This is a genomic window from Pelagicoccus mobilis, from assembly GCF_016595505.1.
In the GTDB taxonomy this organism is placed as follows: Bacteria; Verrucomicrobiota; Verrucomicrobiia; order Opitutales; family Opitutaceae; genus Pelagicoccus; species Pelagicoccus mobilis.
Genome location: NZ_JAENIL010000043.1, coordinates 24528 through 46629 on the forward strand (window position 1 = coordinate 24528; position 22102 = coordinate 46629).

19 protein-coding genes are annotated in these 22102 nt (G+C 55.1%); 9 read left to right on the forward strand and 10 right to left on the reverse strand.

What is annotated here, in order from left to right; all coding sequences use genetic code 11:
- Window positions 1–85: 85 nt before the first annotated feature.
- Window positions 86–532, forward strand: a complete 447-nt coding sequence (locus JIN87_RS20195; RefSeq protein ID WP_200357430.1) for a hypothetical protein — start codon at window positions 86–88, stop codon at window positions 530–532.
- A gap of 9 nt (window positions 533–541) precedes the next feature.
- On the opposite strand, the gene rny is transcribed toward JIN87_RS20195, so the two are convergent.
- Window positions 542–2077: a ribonuclease Y gene (gene rny, locus JIN87_RS20200; RefSeq protein WP_200357431.1), complete on the reverse strand. Its 1536-nt coding sequence runs from the start codon at window positions 2075–2077 to the stop codon at window positions 542–544.
- Window positions 2078–2317: 240 nt separating this feature from the next.
- On the opposite strand from rny, the gene JIN87_RS20205 reads away from it, so the two are divergent.
- The gene (locus JIN87_RS20205) at window positions 2318–3892 is read left to right on the forward strand and encodes an HDOD domain-containing protein (protein WP_200357432.1); all 1575 of its coding nucleotides are present in this window, start codon (window positions 2318–2320) and stop codon (window positions 3890–3892) included.
- 176 nt (window positions 3893–4068) lie between these two features.
- Window positions 4069–4896, forward strand: a complete 828-nt coding sequence (locus JIN87_RS20210; RefSeq protein WP_200357433.1) for an HDOD domain-containing protein — start codon at window positions 4069–4071, stop codon at window positions 4894–4896.
- A gap of 70 nt (window positions 4897–4966) precedes the next feature.
- Here JIN87_RS20210 and JIN87_RS20215 read toward each other — a convergent pair whose 3' ends face one another.
- Entirely contained in the window at window positions 4967–5431 is a 465-nt protein-coding gene (locus tag JIN87_RS20215) for an ATP-binding protein (protein WP_200357434.1), read from the reverse strand.
- A 233-nt stretch (window positions 5432–5664) separates the two neighbouring features.
- Here JIN87_RS20215 and JIN87_RS20220 point away from each other — a divergent pair, with 233 nt between their 5' ends.
- The gene (locus tag JIN87_RS20220; protein ID WP_200357435.1) at window positions 5665–6246 is read left to right on the forward strand and encodes an SET domain-containing protein; all 582 of its coding nucleotides are present in this window, start codon (window positions 5665–5667) and stop codon (window positions 6244–6246) included.
- Between the two features lie 10 nt (window positions 6247–6256).
- Window positions 6257–7498, forward strand: a complete 1242-nt coding sequence (locus JIN87_RS20225; RefSeq protein WP_200357436.1) for a LysM peptidoglycan-binding domain-containing protein — start codon at window positions 6257–6259, stop codon at window positions 7496–7498.
- Between the two features lie 30 nt (window positions 7499–7528).
- Here the strand turns inward: JIN87_RS20225 and JIN87_RS20230 are convergent, their stop codons facing one another.
- Complete coding sequence (locus JIN87_RS20230; RefSeq protein WP_200357437.1) at window positions 7529–7999, reverse strand: hypothetical protein; 471 nt, start codon at window positions 7997–7999, stop codon at window positions 7529–7531.
- A gap of 149 nt (window positions 8000–8148) precedes the next feature.
- Here JIN87_RS20230 and JIN87_RS20235 point away from each other — a divergent pair, with 149 nt between their 5' ends.
- From JIN87_RS20235 to JIN87_RS20245, 3 genes are all read left to right on the forward strand, one after another.
- Window positions 8149–9078, forward strand: coding sequence for a bile acid:sodium symporter family protein (locus JIN87_RS20235; RefSeq protein ID WP_200357438.1), 930 nt, complete (start codon window positions 8149–8151; stop codon window positions 9076–9078).
- 106 nt (window positions 9079–9184) lie between these two features.
- Window positions 9185–9640 carry a DoxX family protein gene (locus JIN87_RS20240; RefSeq protein WP_200357439.1) on the forward strand — a complete coding sequence of 152 codons (456 nt, stop codon included), beginning with the start codon at window positions 9185–9187 and terminating at the stop codon, window positions 9638–9640.
- A gap of 135 nt (window positions 9641–9775) precedes the next feature.
- Window positions 9776–12037 (forward strand): CRTAC1 family protein, encoded by a 2262-nt coding sequence (locus JIN87_RS20245; RefSeq protein ID WP_200357440.1) that lies wholly within the window; start codon window positions 9776–9778, stop codon window positions 12035–12037.
- On the opposite strand, the gene JIN87_RS20250 is transcribed toward JIN87_RS20245, so the two are convergent.
- The 7 genes from JIN87_RS20250 to JIN87_RS20280 form a co-directional block, all read right to left on the reverse strand.
- On the reverse strand, window positions 12034–12762 hold the full coding sequence (locus JIN87_RS20250; protein WP_200357441.1) for a glycosyltransferase: 729 nt from the start codon (window positions 12760–12762) through the stop codon (window positions 12034–12036). The genes JIN87_RS20245 and JIN87_RS20250 overlap by 4 nt on opposite strands.
- Window positions 12762–13646: an FAD:protein FMN transferase gene (locus tag JIN87_RS20255; RefSeq protein WP_200357442.1), complete on the reverse strand. Its 885-nt coding sequence runs from the start codon at window positions 13644–13646 to the stop codon at window positions 12762–12764. The genes JIN87_RS20250 and JIN87_RS20255 overlap by 1 nt, the downstream gene beginning before the upstream one ends.
- Entirely contained in the window at window positions 13633–15117 is a 1485-nt protein-coding gene (locus tag JIN87_RS20260; RefSeq protein WP_200357443.1) for a glycosyltransferase family 39 protein, read from the reverse strand. Before JIN87_RS20260 ends, JIN87_RS20255 begins: the two co-directional genes overlap by 14 nt.
- A 37-nt stretch (window positions 15118–15154) precedes the next feature.
- Window positions 15155–15805, reverse strand: a complete 651-nt coding sequence (locus JIN87_RS20265) for a discoidin domain-containing protein (RefSeq protein ID WP_234033518.1) — start codon at window positions 15803–15805, stop codon at window positions 15155–15157.
- Between the two features lie 10 nt (window positions 15806–15815).
- On the reverse strand, window positions 15816–17144 hold the full coding sequence (locus JIN87_RS20270; protein WP_200357445.1) for a Gfo/Idh/MocA family protein: 1329 nt from the start codon (window positions 17142–17144) through the stop codon (window positions 15816–15818).
- Window positions 17145–17158: 14 nt separating this feature from the next.
- Window positions 17159–17695 (reverse strand): hypothetical protein, encoded by a 537-nt coding sequence (locus JIN87_RS20275; protein WP_200357446.1) that lies wholly within the window; start codon window positions 17693–17695, stop codon window positions 17159–17161.
- A 321-nt stretch (window positions 17696–18016) separates the two neighbouring features.
- Entirely contained in the window at window positions 18017–19933 is a 1917-nt protein-coding gene (locus tag JIN87_RS20280; RefSeq protein WP_200357447.1) for an AMP-dependent synthetase/ligase, read from the reverse strand.
- A 142-nt stretch (window positions 19934–20075) separates the two neighbouring features.
- On the opposite strand from JIN87_RS20280, the gene JIN87_RS20285 reads away from it, so the two are divergent.
- Window positions 20076–21926, forward strand: a complete 1851-nt coding sequence (locus JIN87_RS20285) for an ATP-binding cassette domain-containing protein (protein ID WP_200357448.1) — start codon at window positions 20076–20078, stop codon at window positions 21924–21926.
- Window positions 21927–22102: the final 176 nt, after the last annotated feature.

A 22102-nucleotide genomic window follows, 5' to 3' on the forward strand; every position in this document is an offset into this window, starting at 1 on the left:
AGTCCTTAGAGGCAACATTGTACGCTCAAAGTCCGATATAACACCTGTCGCCTTCGTGCGATACTCCAACTCAACCACTTTCGTCATGGTACAGATTTCAGATCAATACCTAGAACCACAGGACCTGTCCCGTCCACCGCCGGAAGAGCGTGAACGCCTCCAGCGCCTTTGGGACTCCGGCAAGCTCCAGCAACACGCCAAGGCCCTGGAACGATTTTACCGCAAGAAGCATCAAGAACTCCGCCAACTTCTCAGCTCCACCTACGAGGACGACGACCTCATCGAAGCCGCCAAAATCCTCGTCATTCAAAACAAGATAGTCGACCAAATCGCCGAAGGCCTCGACCAGCTCAAAGCGATGGAGTCCGAAATCTGGATCCAAGGCGAACAGGGCAACCACGACCGCGCCCAAATCGCCCTCGAGTGGACAGAACGCCACGCCGCCGCCTGGCGCGAGTGGCGCATCAAAGAGTACCTCTACACCGTCGAGCGCATGGAGCAGAGCCTGAAGAATTGCCTCACGGCAAGCTAGCCGCTTCCTCTACTTCGCCGTCTCCACAAAACGCTGTTCGCGGATAACCGTCACGCGAATCGAGCTGGGAAACTCAAGCTGCGACTCGATCTTGTCCCTGATTTCTCGCGACAAGCTGCGCGCTTGCTCATCGCCCGCGCGCTTCGGATCCACGATCACACGCACCTCACGGCCCGCCTGAATCGCGTAAGCCGACTTGATTCCGTCAAACGAAAGAGCGACCTCCTCCAGCTCCTTCAAGCGGTCGACATACGCCGTCAAGGTCTCGGAACGCGCTCCCGGGCGAACCGCCGAAATCGTGTCCGCCAAAATAACCACCCCCGCGTAGAGCGATTCCGGAGGCACCTCCTCATGGTGGGCCGCCACCGCGTTGACCACCACGTCGCTCTCGCCACGAGCCTTCACGAAGTCAGCGCCCACAGTTGCGTGGCTTCCTTCAAAGTCGCCGTCGATCGCCTTGCCAATGTCATGCAACAAGCCAGCACGTTTCGCGATGTTCGGATCGAGACCGAGCTCCGACGCGATGATCGATGCCAAAAAACCGACCTCCACCGAATGCTCGAGCACGTTCTGCGAATAGGAAGTACGAAACTTCAATTTGCCCAGCACCGTGATGATCTCCGGATGCAACCGCGAAATCTTCAAGTGAGACACCGCCGCATCCCCCGCGTTCTCCACGATCTGATCCACATCGTTGCGAGCCTCGCCCACAAACTCCTCAATCGTCGCCGGGTGGATTCTTCCGTCCGCCACCAAACGCTCCAAAGCCGTCTTCGCGATCTCGCGACGCACCGGGTCGAAAGACGAGACCATCACCATATTCGGAGACTCGTCGATCAGCAGCGAAGTCCCCGTCGCCGTCTCGAAGCACTTAATGTTTCGCCCTTCGCGACCAATGATCCGGCCCTTCATCTCGTCGTTAGGCAGCTGCACGATCGCCGCCGTGATATCGTTGCTCGGCTTGCTCGCGATCCGCTGCATCGCCGCCAAAATCGTACGTTTCGCCTCCCGGTGAATTTCCGCTTCCGAACGCTCCAACGTTTCCTTGCGCAGCTTCTTGAGCTCGTCCGCGCAATCGAGGCGTACCTGCTCCCGCAAAGACTCCTTCACCTCCTGCACGTCCATCGAAGCGAGGTTCGCCATGGTACGCTGCATGTTCGCCGACATCTGAGACAGGTCCTCCCGCTTCTCCTGAAGCTCCTCCAGCTCCTTCTCGATCTGTTTCTGACGCAGCTGCAGCTGATGATCCAGCAAGCCGATCGACTCCTCATGGGAGCGGATCTCCTTCAGCTTCATCTCGATCTCCAACTCCGACCGTTGCTCCGCCCTTTCAAAATCGCTCCGTAATCCCTCGATCTCCCGCTCGACCTTGGCCTTCGCCTCCAGTCTCTCGATCTCCGCCTTGCGACGCGCCAACTCAAGCAAATCGTCCGCTTCCTCCTTCGCCCGCTGGCGGGAGCGACTCATATTCCAGCGGAGAAAAACGTAGGCGCTGGCAAACCCGACCAACAAGGCCGCTAACGCTATCCATATGCCATTGCTCATAAGTAAGAAAAAAAATAGAGACGCCCAAGTTGGGGTCTCTCGGTTCTGAGATCAAAATAAAATAACGGGCATGGCAACAACAAGTTACGAACTCTCCCAAGGCCCTATTAGCGGTTTTACTACAAATCGAATGTAAATCTGCTCAACCCGACCGCCCGATTTCAGCCCAATGGTTGCCACAGCCCCATTTCAGGTTCCTTTAATCAAGTCGACTCAACGCACCGACTCACACGCTCAGCAATGCCAAACCGACTTGCCCGCAAGACGATCATCGAGATCCAATCCGCTCTCGAAGACAAACAAACCGCCGCGATAACCGAAATCATCCAGCTCATCCAGCAGCTGGCCGCTAAAGCGTTCTCAATTTCCATCGGCGAATTGTCGCAGCTCGTCGGGCGCGACCCCACCATCACCGAAAAGGTGATCAGCTCCGCCAACACGCTCGGCTACAATCCCGGAGGCCTCGCGGTGAGCACCATTTCCGACGCCATCCACACCGTCGGCTTCGAAAAGATCCGAAACTTGGCCATCTCCCTTATGCTGGCCGAAAACGCCGCCCAAAACCGAAACACCTACGAGCAACGAAACGCAGCCGCCCTCAGCGTCTGCAGCGGCATGCTGGCCGAGCGCCTCAAAAACCGCCCCTTGGGCGAAGACGCCGATACCGAGCTCTTTTTCGTCTGCGCCTCCCTGCGCAACTACGGACGCCTTCTGCTCTCCACCTTCATGGTCGAGCGCTACCGGCTCGCTCGCTCCCACGCCCTCGACATGCCCGAAGACGACGCCTTTCGCGAGATCTTCGGCCTCACCACCCTAGAGCTCGGCCAAGAGATCCTCCAGCGCACCAACCTTCCCAAAAATATCATGGCCTCCCTTCGCCCCGTCCGCCGAGAAAACCTGATGCGGGCAGCGGTCAGCCAAGACGAAGAAACCCTTATCCTTTCCGACATGGCGGTCGGGCTGTCCACAGTCGTCTTCGACGAATCCATCGGCCCAGACCGCTTCAACGACTCCATATCCAACGTGCTCTCCCGCTACTCGATCGCCTACCCGGTCAGCATCGAAAGCGTGACCGAAGCGCTCTTGAGCGTCGACGAAACCATGAGCACCCTCAACCGGACCATAGGGCTCAGCGAACGCCAATCCCCCGCCAGCGTGAAGCTCCAAGCCCGCATCAACGGAGTCGCCCTTCCCCAGCCGCCCCCTTACGCCCGAATTTCCGCCCGCCTCAAACAAAAGACGGTCGACGAAATGGATCCGGACGAACGCAAGACCTACTCCGACGCCACCTTCGCCCCCGCCGTAGAATCCATCGACTCCTGCCTCGTCCCAGGCAGCAAAGTCGCCCTCGAAAACGTTTTCAAAACCGTCTCCAGCTCCTTCAAGCAGGCAGCCCACCTGGAAAATTGCCTCATCTTCGTACGCGAGGAGTTCGATCCCGATTGCCTTTCAGCCCGCTATGGAGTCGGCGACCTCTTCTCAAAAGTGAAGAACCGCCCCATCGTCAGCCCGAGCAAAAGGGATATATTCTCCATCTGCCTCGCCCGCAAAGAAGATATCCTCATCGAAGACACAAACGCAGGCAAGATCCGCTCCGTCGTCCCCGACTGGATCCACTCCGCAGGCGATACCAGCTCCTTCATCATCCTCCCGGTAAACCACGAAAAGACGCTGAAAGCCCTCATCGTCGGAACCGTCTCGCACGAAAAGAAGATCGACCTCAGCCCCTTCGATCTCCGACACCTCCGCTCCATCCGAGGCAAGATCTCCAAACTCTACGAGATGATCTCTACCCAAGCCGTCACCACCGTCTGACCGCGCCACCCGAAGGCAGCCTAGCCTCGCTGAGCGCCGCCACCTCTGCCAGCATAGAGGAATTCCGCCATCATCCCCCCATGGTTTCCCAGCAGTATACGTAGCCGGCTGAGCTTGATTACCAAATCTCCCCCAAGCTCCTAAACGTTAGGCGCATCGAGGCGAAAAACTGGGGCATGGACCCAGTCAATCCTACACTCGACGATCTCCAGCAACGGTTCGAAACCCTATCCCCCGCCTCCCGCATCGGCAAGAGCCTCCGCTCCCTCGTAGCAGAAGGAAACGTGAACCCGGACGAGATCCTCCCCCTCATCCGACTCGAGCCCCTACTGGCGACCCGAATTTTACGCGAAGCCAATCTCTTGGCGGACAGGCGGCCAGATGGCTATCTCAGCATTGAAGAAGCAGTTACAGCAATCGGCTTCCAACGCATGTACGATCTCATCGGCCTCTACTCATACGCCGGCGGCAGCCAAGACCTCGCCTACTCGTCCGACCACTGGAAACGCGCCATCACCTGTGCCGTCTGCATGGAAAACTTGGCCGAGAAACACAAACTCGACAAACACCGAGCCTACACCATCGGCCTCATCCACTCGCTCGCAGAAGCCGTTATCGCAACCGAATCACAGGATAGCGAAGAAGCCGACGAGCTCGCCCACATCAACAATCGCCTCAAGAAATACAATCACTCAGGCCTTTGCTACAATCTACTCAACGAGTGGGGTCTCCCCTCTGCTCTCATCGACCCCATCCGCTTCCAGTACTCGCCGCTCGATTGCCAAACCACCGGCAAAATGGCCTGCTTGCTCAATCTCGCAAAGTGGATCACCGGAGTCGTACGAGAAGTGGACGAACTTCCCGATCAAGCCCTGGGCCCAGACGTGCTCGTCCTCAATCTACTCGGAGAAGGTGAACAAACCCTCTGGAACCTTGTCACCGACGTAAGCGACAGCCTCCACCGAGCCGACTCGGTCCTGCAAGGCAACTACAGCTCCTGCTAGCTCTGAAGGGCGGCGGGCTGAGCCGCCAAAAACATGACTTTCCCGGCCGCAAGGTCGGGCCCAAACAACATCACTTTGACGGAGTTTCAGCCGGTTTCGACTGCGCCTGAAGCTCCGTCATTGTATTTGGAAGCTCCACATCGATCGGCTCGATCGGATGCTCCTGCTCCTTGGCGAAGCCCAAATCCGGTCCCTCGATCTCCGGCTTCTTCCGCCAGTCGAAGCCTTCCGCCTCCAGCTTTCGACGGTAATCCTCCCGAATCACCGCATCCGGATTCGGCGGCGGCCCCTTCTTCTCGACCACCTTCTCTTCCTTCAGATTCAGCTCCATCGGAGCGCTCATCATGTCCCCATCCTCCAGAAACTGCTCCATGATCAACTTCAGATAAGGAGCCGACATGATCACAAAAACGCTCAAAATGACCGCAGGCAGCATCATCATAAGCATGCGGCGCGAAAGCGGCTTCTCCATCTTACTCTTCCACTGCCGCTTTTTCTCAAGGAAGTTCGGCTCTCTATTTCTTTGATTCAACATTCTCAGATCCCTCGCTGCTAATAGAAGACTGTCCAATAAGGACTCCCCGCCACATGTCGAGTTCCTCTCCAACATACCATCCCCGTCAAAGCCACCCCGAACGCGATCGGGAACGAATCCACACACATCGTTCATGGTTAAACCCGCCAACAAGAAAGTGATTGCCTTCGAACGCCTCTCCTCTAGCCAATTCGAGCGGCTACCGAGGCCCTAAACCACCCTTCTCCCACATTATGGGCAAAGATTCCAAAAAGAAGAAATCCTCCAAAAAGAAGAAGGCCCCCGTCTACCTCGGGCTCGACAAAAACGGCGAACCGCCTGAATTCCCCTACGTCAGGGCCTCTTCCTCAAGCATCCACAACCGCGGACTCTTCGCAGCGACCGACATCCCTGAAGACGATTACGTCATCCAATACCTCGGAGAAATCATCAAAAAGAAGGAGTCCACCCAACGCGCCAACGCCCAGCACGACCTCTCCCAAACCGAGGACGTCGGCTCCGTCTACATCTTCGAACTCGATGACAAGACCGATATCGACGGCAACTTCGACTGGAACATCGCCCGACTCGCCAACCATTCCTGCTCGCCCAACTGCGAAGCCCAAAACGTCGAGGGCGAGATATGGCTCGTTTCCTTGCGCGAGATCGAAGAAGGCGAAGAGATCACTTTCGACTACGGATACGCATTGGAACATTGGGAGGATCACCCTTGTCTCTGCGGCTCTGACAATTGCGTCGGACACATCGTCCGCAAAGAAGACTGGAACAAGCTCGAGAAACTTAAAAAACGCCGCAAAAAGAAGAAGGTCAGCTAAGCCACCCAATATGTATAAGCTTTTCGCATACGTCAGCCTAGCCCTCGCCACGCTCGCCTCGAGCGCCGGAGCGACGGTGGAGCATCGCGTACGCAAAGGCGAAACCTTGGCCGAAATCGCCAAGGCCTACAAGGTCAGCCTAGACGCCATCAAAAGCGCCAACAAAATCACCAACCCCAACCGCATCTCCGTCGGGCAAAAGCTGACCATTCCAGGCGTCAGCGCCGCAACCGGAGCCAAGCATACCGTTCGCAAAGGCGAAACCCTCGACGCCATCGCCAAACGCTACAAAGTCAGCATCCAGGCGATCAAAACCGCCAACCGGATTACCAACGCCAACCGGATCGCCGTCGGCCAAAAACTCATCATTCCGGGCCTCAAAAGCGCCCAAAGCGCCTCCAGCTCGACCACAGCCCGCAGCGGCACCACCCACACCGTCAAACGCAGCGAAACGCTCACCGAAATCGCAGACGCCTACAAGGTCAGCCTCGACGCCATCAAAAGCGCCAACAACCTCACCAACCCGAACCAAATCTCCGTCGGCCAAAAGCTGGTCATCCCCGCCGCCGGCCCCAGCTACATCGACTACAGCATCCGCCCGGGAGACATCCTCTCGGAAATCGCTCGCGACCACGGCGTCTCCCTCAACACCCTCACCAGCCTCAACTCCATCCGCGACCCAGGCCGCATCAGCATCGGACAAATCATTCGCATCCCTTCGAGCTCGGCCTCGGCCGCCATCGTCAACCGGTCGCGCCACCCGCAGCTTCCCTCCTCCTTCAAGAAAACGCTCGACCGCATTTCCGTTCGCAGAAACCAGTGGCGACACATCGTCATCCACCACAGCGCCACACGCTCCGGCTCAGCCCGCGGCATGGACCGCTACCACCGCACCGAGCGACACATGGAAAACGGCCTAGCCTACCACTTCGTCATCGGCAACGGCCGCGGCATGAAGGACGGTGAAATCGCCATCGGCGACCGATGGAAGAAGCAAATCCAAGGCGGCCACGTCTCCTCATACACGCTCAACCAAATCAGCATCGGCATCTGCCTCGTGGGCGACTTCTCAAAATACAAGCCCACCGCGAAACAACTCAGCTCCCTCGAAGCGCTCGTCCGCGACCTGATGAAGACCACCACCGTGCCAGTGGATCGCGTCACCACCCACACGCTCATTCACCCCAAGCACACGCTTTGTCCGGGCAAATACTTCCCGACCGAATCCTTCAAAGCGAAGCTCAGAAAGTAGCCTCCTCGCTTCGAGCAAACTGGCGCCCCCTCAACGAAAAGTTCGCTTCACGAACATCGGATCGTACTCGGCCTTGTAGCCAAGACTGTAGTAGTCGCCAAACTTCCAGCCCAAAAACTCGGGCTCGTTCTCGACTTCCTCGCCGATCTTCATGTACCGCCAAGCCATCGGATCGACCAACCCGTAGCGGATATGCACCGCCCAGCGGATCTTGGCCTTTTCGTGCCCCTTGGCATCGAGCCAGCCCTGGACTTCGAACCGGTCATTGCCCAATTCCTTTATCCGAGCGTCGAAATTGCCCCAAACCCCATTCGAGTTGAAACGGACCGGATTAAAGTTCCCCTCGTCCTCTACTTCGAGATTGAAGGTCTTCACCACGTAGTCACGCGCCAAGCCATAGACTTCCTTCCGGTGGACGGAAATCTCCAGCTCGTTCGGCTCGTACTCTCGAGCCACGCAAACGCAGGCAAAGGCCAACGTCGCTATGAAAAGACGCTTCATCCCTTTGCTAATCGTCTATACCGCCCGCTTTTTTAGCAATTGGGCCGAGATTCCCTCTACCAATGATCAGAATTCAATTGAGCGCTACGCTCTATGAGCACGAATTATTTTCTGGAAAACCCTGTGCCTACCAATAGCTTAGCGAACCAATGATTACCCCTCTGGAGAAGACGCTCCTTTCCGTGATGATTCTCGTCATCATGTTCGGCCTCGGCTGCTCCCTGTCGGGAAAAGACTTCAAGGAATCCCTCAAGACCCCCAAGGCGGTCATCGTCGGCTTCCTGTCGCAGTACATCATCATGCCCGTCCTAGCTTACGGGATGGCTGTCTTCTTCAATTTAGACCGTTTCGTGGCGATCGGCATCATCATCGTCGCCTGCTGCCCTTCAGGCACGACCTCCTCCCTCTTCAACTACTTCGCCAAAGGGAATCTCGCCCTGTCCATCTCGCTCAGCTCCATCACCACGGCTGCCGCATTGATCACCATGCCCTTCCTGCTGGCCTTCTACACAGGCCCTTTCCAGACCGCAGACATCAAGGTCGAAACCGCAGAGGTCATCAAATCCCTCATCGCCTGCCTCGTGCCAGTCGCAGGCGGCGTCTTCCTGCGCTCCCGCAGCGAACGCTGGGCTAAGAACATGGAAGAAACCGGAGCCGCCCTCGGCATCATCGTCATCCTCTTCCTCATCGTCAGCTGGCTTCCCAGAAATTTCGAACAGCTTCTCAATGCCGACATCGCCATCCTCTTCACAAGCATCGGACTCGGGCTCGGAGGCTTTCTCTTCGGCTATTGGGTCAGCCGCGGACTGGGCATGAACCGTCGCTCCTCCCGGACCGTCTCCCTCGAGACCGGCATCCAAAACGGCCCGCTCGCCTTCGCCATCATTCTCTTCACCTTCAAAGACGACGCCATTGCCGCCGCCATCCTTTGGCCTGCCCTGCTCTACTCTTTTTTCATCGTAAACACCTCGACAATCGTCACTTACTTCATGCGTCGAATCGCTCGCAAGGAGTGGTTCCACTTCGAGAACGACGAGGTTAAAAACGACCTTTTCTCCCAAGGCTGGCTCAAACCCTAGCCAACCTCCTCACCCTTACCCCACAAACCAGCCCCAAAAATCGATCGAGCGGAGCCTCTCTCCTCCCGATCCTCTCCTTAGCAACCTCAACCCCACAAACATCCCCATGCCACGAAAGACCACGCAACGCAACGGGTCTCCCCTCTACTGGTCAGCCGAAAGCTGGGCCTTCATCTCGCTCCGACTCTTCCTTAGCCTAAAGTTCCTGCTCGCTGGATTAGGCAAATTCAAGAACGCGGAAGGCTACTCCTTCGACGCCTACTACAGCGGCGTCGTCACTTGGATCGTAAGCGAATTCGAAAAGACCAACCTTCCCGGATTCCTCGTTTCCCTCTACGCCTACTGCATCGGCTACGTGGAAATAATCCTCGCCCTCCTGCTCCTCGTAGGCGTGAAGACCAAATGGGCTCTCGCCCTGATCTCCCTCACCTACGTCTCCCTCGCCTTCGGACAAATGGTGCTCGGCAACCACGACAAAGTCACAGAAATCGGCACCTACTTGCTATTTACCACCGCCGCACTATACTTTGTGAGACACAACAAATTTGAAGCTTTGCGTTAAGACGCATACTACAAACCTACCCCTATACTGGCGCCCTAACCGCAAGGTTAGGGCGTTCTCTTTTTCCAAAACTCCTTTGCGAACCAAAAGGTTTAGTTGCATTATTTTGCATCTTAGCAACGTTAGAAAAGTACTATGCCCACCCCACGCTTTCTCCAGACGATCTCACTCTTGTTGCTCTCCGCGCTCCCGAAAATCGAGGCAGCCGACATCGATCCCATCCTAAGCCAACGTCAAAACTTGGACAGCTCGGTCTGGGAGCAAGAGCGACTCGCGCAGGAGTACGAAACAGCCTTCATTCAACTTTGGGACCGGATGCGGGCTCAAAGCGACCAGAGCAAAGCTCTAGAAGCCTTCGACTTCGATCAACTCCTGCTGCCTAACTTCGAGCACAAGCAAAGCTACAAAGAAGGAATCAAGTCCTACAAACCGGTCCAAGGAAGCGACGCCCCTCTCTCAAAAACAGAGTTCCAATCCCTCATCCAATCCTACCGCGACCGCGGTTTTCAGATCGAGCAAAGCGAATGGCATCACGCCCGTTTCGACGCGCCCCAAGACGGTTCCCGAAACTCACTCTTCACCTTCGCTCTCCACGCCCAAGGTCCAAGCCCACAAAAGCAACGCTATATCCTACGCGGAAAACTCAAGGTAGCTTGGCGTAGCGAAGCGACCAACGGCATCTACCAGCCGGATACCATAAGCATAGAGGACATGGACATCCTCACCCGCCGCCCTACTCCCACTTTCAAGCACACAGAATGGCTCGAATCGAAACGTAACACCACACCCTACGGCATCGTATTGGTCGAAGACCTAAACAAGGACGGACTTCCCGACATCGCTTTCCCTCGCTACAATGTCCTCTACCTAAACAAAGGAAATTTCGAGTTCGAGAAAACCCTTCTCGCCAAGTACATGATACGCGGACTGCCCACCGCCGCCTTTTTCGCCGACCTCAACCTCGATGGGAAAACCGAATACGTCGTCGCTACCCACGATACAACCTACCTCTTCGCCTACACCTTCAATCCCCTCACCAAGTCCTTCGACGGAAAACCCTTCGGTATCTGGAAATCAGATACACCTCTCAAAGTCGGACTTCTCGCCGCAGGAGACATCACTGGCGACGGATACCCAGAAATCTACCTCGGCCAATCCGCTCCCGCCTACGAAAACGGCAAAGTCCCCACCCCCTACTTCGACGCCAACGACGGTCGCCCAGCCTTTTTGCTAAAAAACGATCGCAACCTACGATTCGAAGACATCACCGAGCAAAGCTCAGTCGCCGAAAAGCGAGGTCGACGCGCGTTCACCGCGTCCTTCCAAGACCTAAACGGCGATCAACGTATGGAACTTTTGGTGACCGCCGACTTCTCCGGAGTGGACATCCACGAAAACCAAAACGGAACACTGGTCGAAAAGACTTCCGAATATTTGGACGATCGAAGTCTCTTCGGCATGAGTCACGCGTTCGCCGACTTCGACCGCGACGGGACCAAGGATCTGCTCGCCGTCGGCATGAGTTCCACAACAGCCCGTCGCCTCGAACAAATGGGGCTCGGCAGAGAAGAATTCCCCGAACATCAAGCCATGCGGATGCGCATCGCCAAAGGGAATCGACTCTACTACGGCAGTACCTCTCCAAACCTCAGCCAGCAACCAGCCAGCGAGGACATCGCCCGTTCAGGCTGGTCCTGGGGCAATAGCACATTCGACTTCAACAATGATTCCTTCCCCGACATCTTCATCGCAAACGGATACCTCTCACGCTCCACCGCCCGCGACTACTGCACCAACTTCTGGACTCACGACATCTACGAAGGAACAAGCTTCTCCCAAGACCAGCTCGACAGTTTCTATACCGAGTTCGGTCCCGAAGCTCTCGTCGGAAAAGACCAAATGGGCTGGAATCCCTTCGAAAAGGATCACCTGTATCTTAATCTAGATGGAGCAGGTTTCGTCAATGCTTCCTACCTCTTCGGACTGTCCCACGGCGGCGACGGACGGGCCGTGGTGGATGCCGACTTCGATCGAGACGGCAGACAAGACCTTCTTCTGATCGAACTCAATTCCGCGAAATCCTTCGAACGCGTCCACCTTTACCGTAACCAAATGATCGATACCGGCAACTGGATCGGCATCGACCTGCAACAAGCAAGAGGCAAAGCCCTCCTAGGAACCCGCGTCATCCTCGAATGCCCAGAGTTCCAAACGGAACGAATCTACACTCACGGAGAAACCTTTTCAGGACAGCGACCACCGACACTCCACTTCGGACTTGGAGAAATCGAAGACGTATCTCGGATTCGCATCATCTGGCCCGACGGCGAAACAAGCGAGCTAACGTCTCCTCGCATCAATCGCTACCATCAGGCGACGCAAATATCAGAGAGCTAAGCCCCCTTTCCGATTCGCTTGAAAAGCACCGCCTTGCCTAAATTCCAAGCGCTGCCAATCCCCACCTTACTCCCGGCAACCTCATGCCAAGCGATTCCGACCTCTCGCATCGGATAACCACTCTGCTTTGCCAGTAGGATCAATTCCAAATCAAGCCCGAAACCATTTTCTACAAACTCTCCTTCGTGCTTCCGGAACCATCCTGATCCCAAAAACTTGCAACCGCACTGCGTATCCAAAACTTGCACACCATATGAGAATCGCACCAAACTAGCAAAACTCCTCGCCACCACTTTTCTCAAAACAGAGCGATCTACCTGAGCCCCATCGGCGCCACGGCTGGCCATAACAAGGGAAGAACAACCACTCTCAATCGCCTCACCCATAACCCGCAAAGTCTCCTTCGCAGAGACCGAACCATCAGCATCCACAAACCCCAACAATCGAACCTCCTCTGGGGCAGACAGCCAACCAAAGCGGATAGCGCCCCCCTTGCCCCGATTCTTCTCAAGAGCCAGCACGTCCTCAACGAACGGATACCGTTCTTTAGCTTCGGCAGCTACCTTGCCCAGCTTGCTACATTCGTGCTTCCCCGAGCCATCGTCTACAAGCTGAATTCGAACATTGTAGCCACTCGCTGCAACCTCCGTGCACAGCTCCCCCAAAAAGTGCGGAACTCGCCCACTCTCGTGAAAACAAGGGATGACTAGAAAACAATCGATCATCACCCCCCCCACTTGCGAAATCGTTCTCCGCCCCACAATTTCCCACCCTGACTCGCCGCGACCACAAGCTGCGGCTGAGCTTGGCAAAGCGTATCCAACTCCTCCTGTCCCATCAACATGGCACCCGTCGTAAGCGCATCCGCTAGCGCTGCGGAGTAAGTCCGAGCATAACTCCGCTCCCAAAGCAGAGTCTCTCCAACAGAAGAAACAATGTGCTCGCCTTGAAAACCAACTCCCGAACTCGAAAACGCGCCGTTTCGAAACGGAACAAAACCTTCGCCATCCAAGGTCGCGCTCCAAGGAGAGTCCTCATCCTCGCTCTTAAAGAGCAAAGTACTCCCCCCAAAGTTGGCCATTGCAACAGGAACATCCCAATCCTCGATTTCTTCCATCGCTACATCGAGAGCGTAGCCCTTCCCAATACCACCAAAATCAAGGATAACGCCTTCCGCCACTTTAACGAGCTGCCGCGTGTTCGGGTCGATCTGAATAGCAGGGGAGGATGGATCGCCAACTGGGGCTTGGAACACAGATCTCAGGTATGCGGGCGCCTTTCCTTTTACCTTCAGAGCATCGACACCGAGAAAAGGGTGAAATCTCCCACTGGTCAGTTCACTGGCAGTCATCGCCAGTTGCAGACAATCGATGCACTCCTCGGATACCCGAGTCTGTTCGCCCTTCTTGAGAAGGTTGATACGAGTCACGTCACTCGTTTCCTGATACAAGCTTAGCTTCGACTCGATTTCGTCAACACGCTCGAAAAAAGCATACGAAATCCCCTTGGCATACTCCTGGTCAACACCACCCAAAGAGAGAGTCAGCTCGGTAGCCATCGCCTCGTGTCGAAACGCGAAGAGTCCTTCCTTTTCTTCAATCTTCAGCATTGCTACTTACCCAAGACTCTCCGCGTTCATCCGTCGCCCGCAAGGCCAATATCGTATTTGGACGCAATCCATGCAGCTCCCAAAAACCACCCGACGCGGCCAAGTGCTCTTGCCCTTCCATCAAACGAGTATCGAAAACATCTATACCGCCCGCTTGATAAGAATTGAGATCCGTCCAGTAACCAACCTTAGTCCAGCCCCGCAAATGCCAAGGCAGAGGCCACGCTGCATCCGGGCTATACACTGCGATTTCTTCAAGCCCTTTCACCGACTCGAGACGATCAAGCAATTTCGAATAGCGAGGAGTCGTATGCATGTAGAGGTAAGGATTACGGCTCGCGCTCGCGTAGCGGACGAGCGCCTTGTCGTGATTCTGCCTCAATTCAGCAGTCAACCAAAACAACAATCCGAGACCACAGACGACCACTCCCCACTTGCCAGGAGCATTCCTAAGCGAACGCCCATAGTGCAAAACCTCCACCACTCCAATCGCAGCAGAAAACGCAAGAAAGCAATAGGGAGCGAGCATCAACCATGGGTTTTTGTAAGGTATAATTGAATACACAAAAAACATCAACAACCCGCTTCCTACGATAAAGAAGCGAAACCCATCCGCCCTAAGCTTCGCAACAGCACCCACAACGCCCAAAAGAGTAGCTATCAAAAACGCCAGCTCGCTCCACCGCACGCCCTCTAGTCGCTGAGGCAGCAACAAGGAAGCGTAGTAGAAAAACGGCTTTTCATGCCCTTGCCCTTGGGATCGCTCGGCATAGCTAAAGAAGGTAGCGAAACCATCCACGATCCCCTTCGGATTCTGAAAGAAAGAGGAAAAGAAAAGGCAATGAAGCAGTAGCGCGATTCCCGCGACGACTCCCAAATGCCTAAATAATCCTGAAAGCCCAATCGACGGTTTCTCAGATCGGAGCAAAACAGTGATCAAACCAGCTCCCATAATCGCCGCCACATGCAGAACCGCCGTTTCCTTTGTGATGTGCATCAGGCCCAAAGCGATCCCCACGCCCACCGCAGCCCCCATAGAGGGATACTGCCAGTACCGGTAGATCCCAAAGGCAAAGCCCAACGTAAAACAAACCAGCAACGCTTCTTGCACGTAATACGAACCGTAGATCACGCACAAAGGAGCTGCCGCCACGATCATTCCCCAAAGCAAAGCATCCGCTCTTCCATACTTACGGAACACAAGCAGACCAAGAAAAACGGTCCCCATACTAAACAGCATCGGCACTCGACGCATCCCTTCATCCGTCAACTCCCCATTCGCGCGACTGATGAATGGATACATCCATTTCGTCACGAAATAGAGCAGCGGACCATGATGTTCGCCTGGGTCATAGCGATACTCGCCCTCTTCGATCAGCCTCCACGCTTGATACGATTGCACGCCTTCATCGGCGTGAAAAAGACGAAGCTGCGAACTTTCGGTTCGCAGCCAAAAAGCGAGTCCCAGCACAATCAGCGCTGGGACCCAAAATAGAAGATCTTTGTTTCTAGTAGGCGCCAAACACCTCAACCTCTACGTAGTGATTCATCTCGTTACTTGTATTGCCATCTGAATACAGGCGAACGTAGCGACCCTTCGTTTCCTTCGCAGGGATAAGCTTCCCCTTGTTGGTTTCGATATAAGCGAGGTCTGTACCCTTGCCCTTACCGAGCGAGTTGTCGTGGTCATTGTTATAAACGGTTGTAACACCGCTTTCGAAGCTCTCATCGTTTGAGAACTGGATAACAACGTCAACGTAAGCGCGCTTCTGAGTGTGGAAGTGCCAGAGGCCGATACCGTAGACAGTCGCTTCCTTTTCGAGATCGATCTGTACCCATTGCGGGCCTTGAGCGAGCTCTACGAAGTAACCTTCCTCACTTTCCTTGTCGCCATCTGTCACGAGCTCGAGCTCGCCGATGATTGGGAAGTCGTCGGAAGACGTTACTTCCTTTTCGTAAGCGATGTTCTCAACACCTGCAGGAGCCATAACAGTTGGTTGAGGAGCACCCGCTGATTCAAGGTTTGGCAGCACGATCGGCACTGGCGTACCAGTGAGGAACGGCGCTGGATATTCGAGCTCGATTGGAGCTTTATCAGCCGCCATTGCGACAAATGGAAGGGCGGCTACTGCAGTTAGAGGCAAAAGTTTCTTAATCATAGTTAGTAAGTTAGACTTCGTATTCAGAAGGGGAGATTTCGAGGAGGCACTTGGACTCCACGGCTTCATTGACTCGGAAGATACCGACCTCGCTCTTGAAGGAATGTTCACCGTCAGCGTTAAGCTTGGCCTTGCCATGGATGGCTTCAAAGAAGTTCTCCAAGTGCGGCTGGTGAGGTGGCTTGTCGAGAACGACTGGGATGTCGAACTTGGCAAGTGGCGCCGTTTCGCGAACGTCCACCTTGGTGCTCTCGTCTGGAGCAGGAGCTTCTTCCTGAGTGAGATAGTGGAGATTGATCCACTTGTCCCAATCGGGCGCTCGTTCCTCGCGGAAGATCTTTGAGAGACCTGGATTTTCGGAGAACTTGATCGCTCCCTCGTCACCCATGAAGTACTCGAAGTAACCGCCACCCGCACTGGTCGTAGTAAGCGTCTGGTAGAAAGCGCGAACCGGACCGTAGGACGTGTCGTATTCGTAGATGACCATCACGTTGTCATACCACTCACGAGTCGGGAAGTAGTCAGCTCCACCACTTGCGAACACAGTCTTTGGATACGCGTCGAGGAACCAGTTGAAGATGTCGATCTGGTGAGCGCCGAGGTCGGAAATCGGGCCGCCCGAGAGCGACTTGAACCAACGCCAGTTACGGAACTCGTGCATGTTCTTGTAACCGTAACGCTTGAGAGTCGCCTCATCGATTTCGTACTTCTTCGGCCAACGAAGGTCCGGGGTCACCGCGCGATTCCACTGACCATTGAGATTGGTGATACGGCCCGGGATCTTAGCCTTCTTGATGAGATTGTTGTAGGCGTGCTGGTAGCGAGGGTTACTACGACGCTGGTGACCGATCTGGAGAAGCTTACCAGTCTCGCGAGCAGTCAAAACCATCGAACGAGCTTCCTCGACTGTACGAGCCATCATCTTCTCACAGTAGACGTGAAGACCGGCCTTCAAACAGGCATTGGTGTGGCGAGCATGCCAGAGGTCAGGAGTCGCGATGATAGCTGCGTCGAGGTCCTTTTCTTTCTCGAGCATGTCATCGATGTTTTCGTAGGCGTTTACCTCGAAACCTTCCTTCTTCAGCTTCTTCTGCCCGTAGCTACGGCTGTATTCCCAAACGTCGCAAACCGCGCGGAAACGCAGACCTGGGATGTTGAGCATCGCATTGAGGAGGATTCTCCCCTGCGCGCCCACGCCGACGAGGGCTACGTTGATTTCGCCGTTAGCAGATTGAGCTTTGGCAAGGTGCGGAGCGATGAGGATACCGCCACCAGCGACCAGACCAGTCTTGATGAAGTCCCGACGGAAGAGGGAGCTGCTTTTATTTTCTTCAGACATGATGTCTTCCTTCCTTAAAGTTTGTTACCAGCGACCGCCCACTTGTTGTACTTCACAAGCACAAGCGCCAAGGCGACCAAAATCATGTGTGTACCGAGCCATGCGATGCCACCGCTCTCGTTGAGCAGGATGAGACCGACCGACAAGCTAACATAAACCAAGCCGCTCGCAAGTAGCGTGATGCGTGGCAAAGCGCCAACGATCAGCAAACCACCCAAGAGCAACAAGATGTAACCCAGCAGACCACCGTAAATATCGAGAGCCCAAACCGGCATGAGCGGTTCAGCAGCGAACTTGTCATAGAGCGGCTTCGGCAAGCCATGGTAGTGAGAGAAACCATAAACCTTCTCCTTCACGTTTACCATCGCCCCGCTGATGTCGGGCTCGCCAAACTCGTCCAAGAGCGGTTTTTGCACGGTCTCTACGCCCGCAAATTTCTCGAGACCAGTCAGCAGTGACCGGACACCGAGCCAGAGGCGTAGAGCGAGGAACGCGAACGACGCTCCTAAACTATCAACCTGGAATCCGTTCCCAGAGTTTTCATCTTTCATCAGTTTATCCTTTTTTCAGTGTTGTAGTGGTTCCTAATCGCTACGCCTAAGCTGCTAAATTTCCTTACGCTACTTATACAAACTGTACAGGCATTTGTTCGTCGATTTCCAGGTCTGCGCCCTGTTCGCGCAAAAGAACTCGTCTCGACTGTAAAATCATCAGGGGGGGTAAATTTGGGGGTTGCGGGTTTGGTATTAGAAAAACTTAAGCTAGAAAAGCACTTCTTTAGCTAGATCCAATCCGAATCCGAGAAATTTGCTACTTAACCCTTTAATATAACGCGCTTTCATTCGAGCAATAAGCAGTCGCGCTAATCTCGATTAGCTTTGGAAAATCTCATCGATAAGATCCCCGTACTTTTCGTCAACCACGTGACGCTTGATCTTGAAAGTATTGGTCATTTCGTCCCCGACTTCGAACTCCTTGTCCAAAAGCCGCAACCCATGGATATGTTCAAACGCTTTGAATCCGTTCTCGCCAGAGATCTGACGCTTCGCCTCCTGTTGGATCAAACGCCGCGCATCCGAGCTCTCCGCAAGCTCCTCGAGGGATTCAGCCTTCAAGCCCGCTTCCTCAAAGCCTTCCATTGATGGAACCACCAACGCTCCCAACTGCTTCCGGTCCTGACCGACTACCATACATTGGTCGATCAGAGGCGACTCGCACAACTTCGCCTCAATCGGGATCGGCTCCAGATTCTCTCCGTTGAGCAACACGATAGTATCCTTCGAACGCCCCATGATCTTAAGGCAGTCGTTGAAGGTATACATGCCGATATCACCGGTATTGAACCAGCCATCCTTCAATACCTTTTCAGTCGATTCCGGGTTCTTGTAATAACCCTTCATCACCTGCGGCCCTTTGAGGTGAATCTCGCCTTTCAATCCTCGCCCGTCACCCTTGTGTTTCGAATTCGGATACAAGATCTCGCCCGTGTTCAAATCCACTATCCGGAGTTCGGTTTCCGGGTAAAGAGGCCCAACCGTTCCAATCACCAATTTCCCATGGGTACGTACCGCCGCGACTGGAGAAGTCTCGGTCAAACCATACCCCTCCAAAACGGGAACTCCGATGTAGTTGAAAAACTCGTCCACATGAGGCTGCAAAGCTCCCCCGCCGGAAACTGTCCCCTTGAAACTCCCGCCGACCACTTGTCTCAGTTTCTCCAATACCACCGCATTGAGAGCGATGTAGAGCGGGAGGAACAAAAGAATCTTCAAAGCTCCCAACGCAGACTTTCCAAGGATAGCTCCGATCCCACGCCCACTCAGGTCGAGCTCCTTGCCTTGAAAGAAGAAGGTCGAACTCTTGACCATGCGAGAACTGAAGTAGGCCGCTCGGAAAAGCCCGCGACGGATCCAGTGCGACTCCCGCACATTCTTCATGATACGCAGATATAGGTTTTCCCAAAGGCGCGGAGCCGAAGCCATAATCGTCGGCTTCACCGTCTTCAGATCATCCGCAATCGAGCGCAAACTGGTGAAATAAGTACAGCACCCATTACTGATCGCGATCATATGAAAGATCCGCTCGTAACTGTGCCAAACCGGCAAGATCGAAAGCAGGCGATCATCGGGCTCTAGAGGGAATGGCAGGTTCCGAACCTGCGACGCCATGTTCGCATGCGTCAACTGCACCCCTTTGGGCACACCTGTCGTGCCTGAGGTGTAGATTAAAGTAAACAGATCGTCCGGGGTGATCTGAGCCATCCGTTCCTCGATCTGACGGTCTCCCTCCCCTCGCAATTCCTTTCCACGCTCAACAAGCTCGTAGAGATGAAGCACTCCCTTCGGCGCTTCCGCCTTGGGATCCATCAAGATGAGATGCTGCACCTTGCCGAGCTTCGGCATGATTCGGATCACCCGCTCCAGCAGACGCTTGTTTTCCACAAACACTACGCGAGCGTCCGAGTGGTCCAGAATGTATTCAATTTCCTGATTCGTGACATCCGTGCCGCGAGGAACATCCGCTGCACCGCACATCAGGATCGCATAATCGGCGATATTCCACTCGACCCGATTATCAGCCAACAAGCCCACATGAGCTCGAGCCTCCACTCCGAGCTCGATCAGAGCCGTCCCTAAATACAGACCGAAATCATACAAGTCCCGATAGCTGACCGGCTTGAATACCCCACTTCGAATCCGAGTCGCAAAGGCAGGCAAGTCGCCGTACTTCTCCGCCGCGAGGCGGTATACTTCTGCAAGATTGTCTGCTGCAATACCTTGAAACGTCATAAGTGGGGAGAAAAGGGACCACTATCACTGAGGTGCGGCCGGATCTGTTTCAAGCAAGAAGGCACGCTTATTGCCACCAGAGCGGACGCACCTACATTTTCACATTGCCAGCGGGACGATCTGGCAAAACCTAGCCTGCTTCATGCCCGTCCTCAGCGTCACAGAATTGACTATCAGCTTCAGCGGCCCACCCGTCCTGGAAAACGCCAGCCTACACATCGATCGCGGCGAACGCGTCTGCGTGCTCGGACGAAACGGAGCGGGAAAATCAACTTTGCTCAAGGTCATCTCCGGCGACTACGGACCAAATTCGGGCTCGATCACCTTCCCCGAAGGCGGGGTCGCCACCGCCCTTCCCCAGGAGATTCCCCAAGACCTCGACGCCTCCGTACGCGAGATCGTCACGTCCGGTTTCGGCGCCGATGGCGAAGCCCTACTCGCTCTTCACGCCGACCAACCGCACGAGCACCTGGACCCGGAACGCCAATGGCAGATGGAGGCCAGCATCGAGCAAACCCTGAAGGACCTAAACCTCGATCCAGACGCCCCCTTCAAAAGCCTCTCTGGCGGACTCAAGCGCCGAGCCCTCCTGGGCAAAGCCCTCGTATGCGAGCCGAGCGTACTCATCCTCGACGAACCGACCAACCACCTCGACATCGAATCCATCCTCTGGCTCGAGGATTTTCTGATCGGCAGCAAACTCACCCTTCTCTTCGTCACTCACGACCGCTCTTTTCTCAAGAAGCTCGCCACCCGCATCGTCGAAGTCGACCTCGCCCAACTCAACAGCTTCCGCTGCAACTACGAAACCTACCTTGTCCGCAAGGAGGAGCTCCTGGAAATTGAAGCCAAAAACCGAGCAGCCTTCGAAAAGAAGCTCGGGCAGGAAGAAGCGTGGCTTCGCAAAGGCATCAAAGCCCGTCGCACCCGCAACGAAGGCCGCGTGCTCGCTCTCAAGAAAATGCGTGAAGAACGCAAATCCTGGCGTACTCGCTCCGGTTCAGCCTCCTTCTCTCTCCAGCAGAGCAACTCCTCCGGAGCCAAAGTCATCACTGTCAAAGACGCCGGCTTCTCCTACGGTGACGCGCAAATCCTCCAGCCCTTCGACGCCCAAATCATGCGCAAGGACCGCATCGGCGTCATCGGCCCCAACGGCTCCGGTAAAACCACCCTTCTGAAGCTGCTACTCGGCAAGCTCCAGCCAACAGAGGGCACCGTGGAGCACGGAACCAAACTCGAGATCGCCTACTTCGATCAGATGCGCGACCAGCTCGATGACGAAAAAACCGTCTTCGAAAACGTGGCAGACGGAAACGAGACCGTCCCGGTTAACGGAAAGCAGCGTCACGTCATGACCTACCTGCAGGACTTCCTCTTCACCCCAGACCGGGCTAGAGCATCGATAAAGACCCTCTCCGGCGGAGAGCGAAACCGCCTCCTGCTCGCCCGCCTCTTCACTCAACCCGCCAACCTGCTCGTCCTCGACGAGCCAACCAACGACCTGGACGCGGAAACCCTCGAGCTTCTCGAGGAACGGATCCTAGAGTTCGACGGCACCCTTTTGCTCGTAAGCCACGATCGAGAGTTCCTCGAAAACACCGTGACCTCCCTCTTCGTTCTCGAAAAAGGAGGCTACGTGATCGAGCACCACGGCGGCTACAACGATTGGCAAGCCAGTCGCCATCTCTCGCAAGCTCCCGCTCCCTCCAAGCCAGCAGCCAAATCCAGCCAAAGCACCTGGAAACAGAAGAAAACCAAGTTCACCAACAAACAGCGTCAGGAGCTCGAAGCTTTGCCCAAACGCATCGAGGAGCTCGAAGAGCGAAAGGAGCAGCTCGTCGAAAAACTCGCCGATCCCGCCACCTACCAGGAAGGCGAAGCGAAAGTGATTCCCCTCAAAACAGAAATGGGCGAAATCGAGGCTGAACTGGAAACCGCTTTCGAACGATGGGAAGAATTAGAGACTCTCAAGGAGTCCCTTACCGATTCCTAGGTATAGCCCCAGCCGCGTAAGGATACCCATAGCAGCGCTTAACGTCATAGGCGCCAAACTCTATCCCGCCTTTGCAGGCTCCGTTTTTGACTTCTTATTTATAAGAATTCGACCGCCCCCTATAGCAATAAATCGCCTTAATAGCCGATAATAGGAGCGAACCAATCAACGAAGGC

Coding starts and splice junctions, on each gene's coding strand:
- JIN87_RS20195 (WP_200357430.1), top strand. CDS start 86: ATGGTACAGATTTCAGATCAATACCTAGAACCACAGGACCTGTCCCGT.
- rny (WP_200357431.1), bottom strand. CDS start 2,077: ATGAGCAATGGCATATGGATAGCGTTAGCGGCCTTGTTGGTCGGGTTT.
- JIN87_RS20205 (WP_200357432.1), top strand. CDS start 2,318: ATGCCAAACCGACTTGCCCGCAAGACGATCATCGAGATCCAATCCGCT.
- JIN87_RS20210 (WP_200357433.1), top strand. CDS start 4,069: ATGGACCCAGTCAATCCTACACTCGACGATCTCCAGCAACGGTTCGAA.
- JIN87_RS20215 (WP_200357434.1), bottom strand. CDS start 5,431: ATGTTGAATCAAAGAAATAGAGAGCCGAACTTCCTTGAGAAAAAGCGG.
- JIN87_RS20220 (WP_200357435.1), top strand. CDS start 5,665: ATGGGCAAAGATTCCAAAAAGAAGAAATCCTCCAAAAAGAAGAAGGCC.
- JIN87_RS20225 (WP_200357436.1), top strand. CDS start 6,257: ATGTATAAGCTTTTCGCATACGTCAGCCTAGCCCTCGCCACGCTCGCC.
- JIN87_RS20230 (WP_200357437.1), bottom strand. CDS start 7,999: ATGAAGCGTCTTTTCATAGCGACGTTGGCCTTTGCCTGCGTTTGCGTG.
- JIN87_RS20235 (WP_200357438.1), top strand. CDS start 8,149: ATGATTACCCCTCTGGAGAAGACGCTCCTTTCCGTGATGATTCTCGTC.
- JIN87_RS20240 (WP_200357439.1), top strand. CDS start 9,185: ATGCCACGAAAGACCACGCAACGCAACGGGTCTCCCCTCTACTGGTCA.
- JIN87_RS20245 (WP_200357440.1), top strand. CDS start 9,776: ATGCCCACCCCACGCTTTCTCCAGACGATCTCACTCTTGTTGCTCTCC.
- JIN87_RS20250 (WP_200357441.1), bottom strand. CDS start 12,762: ATGATCGATTGTTTTCTAGTCATCCCTTGTTTTCACGAGAGTGGGCGA.
- JIN87_RS20255 (WP_200357442.1), bottom strand. CDS start 13,646: ATGCTGAAGATTGAAGAAAAGGAAGGACTCTTCGCGTTTCGACACGAG.
- JIN87_RS20265 (WP_234033518.1), bottom strand. CDS start 15,805: ATGATTAAGAAACTTTTGCCTCTAACTGCAGTAGCCGCCCTTCCATTT.
- JIN87_RS20270 (WP_200357445.1), bottom strand. CDS start 17,144: ATGTCTGAAGAAAATAAAAGCAGCTCCCTCTTCCGTCGGGACTTCATC.
- JIN87_RS20275 (WP_200357446.1), bottom strand. CDS start 17,695: ATGAAAGATGAAAACTCTGGGAACGGATTCCAGGTTGATAGTTTAGGA.
- JIN87_RS20280 (WP_200357447.1), bottom strand. CDS start 19,933: ATGACGTTTCAAGGTATTGCAGCAGACAATCTTGCAGAAGTATACCGC.
- JIN87_RS20285 (WP_200357448.1), top strand. CDS start 20,076: ATGCCCGTCCTCAGCGTCACAGAATTGACTATCAGCTTCAGCGGCCCA.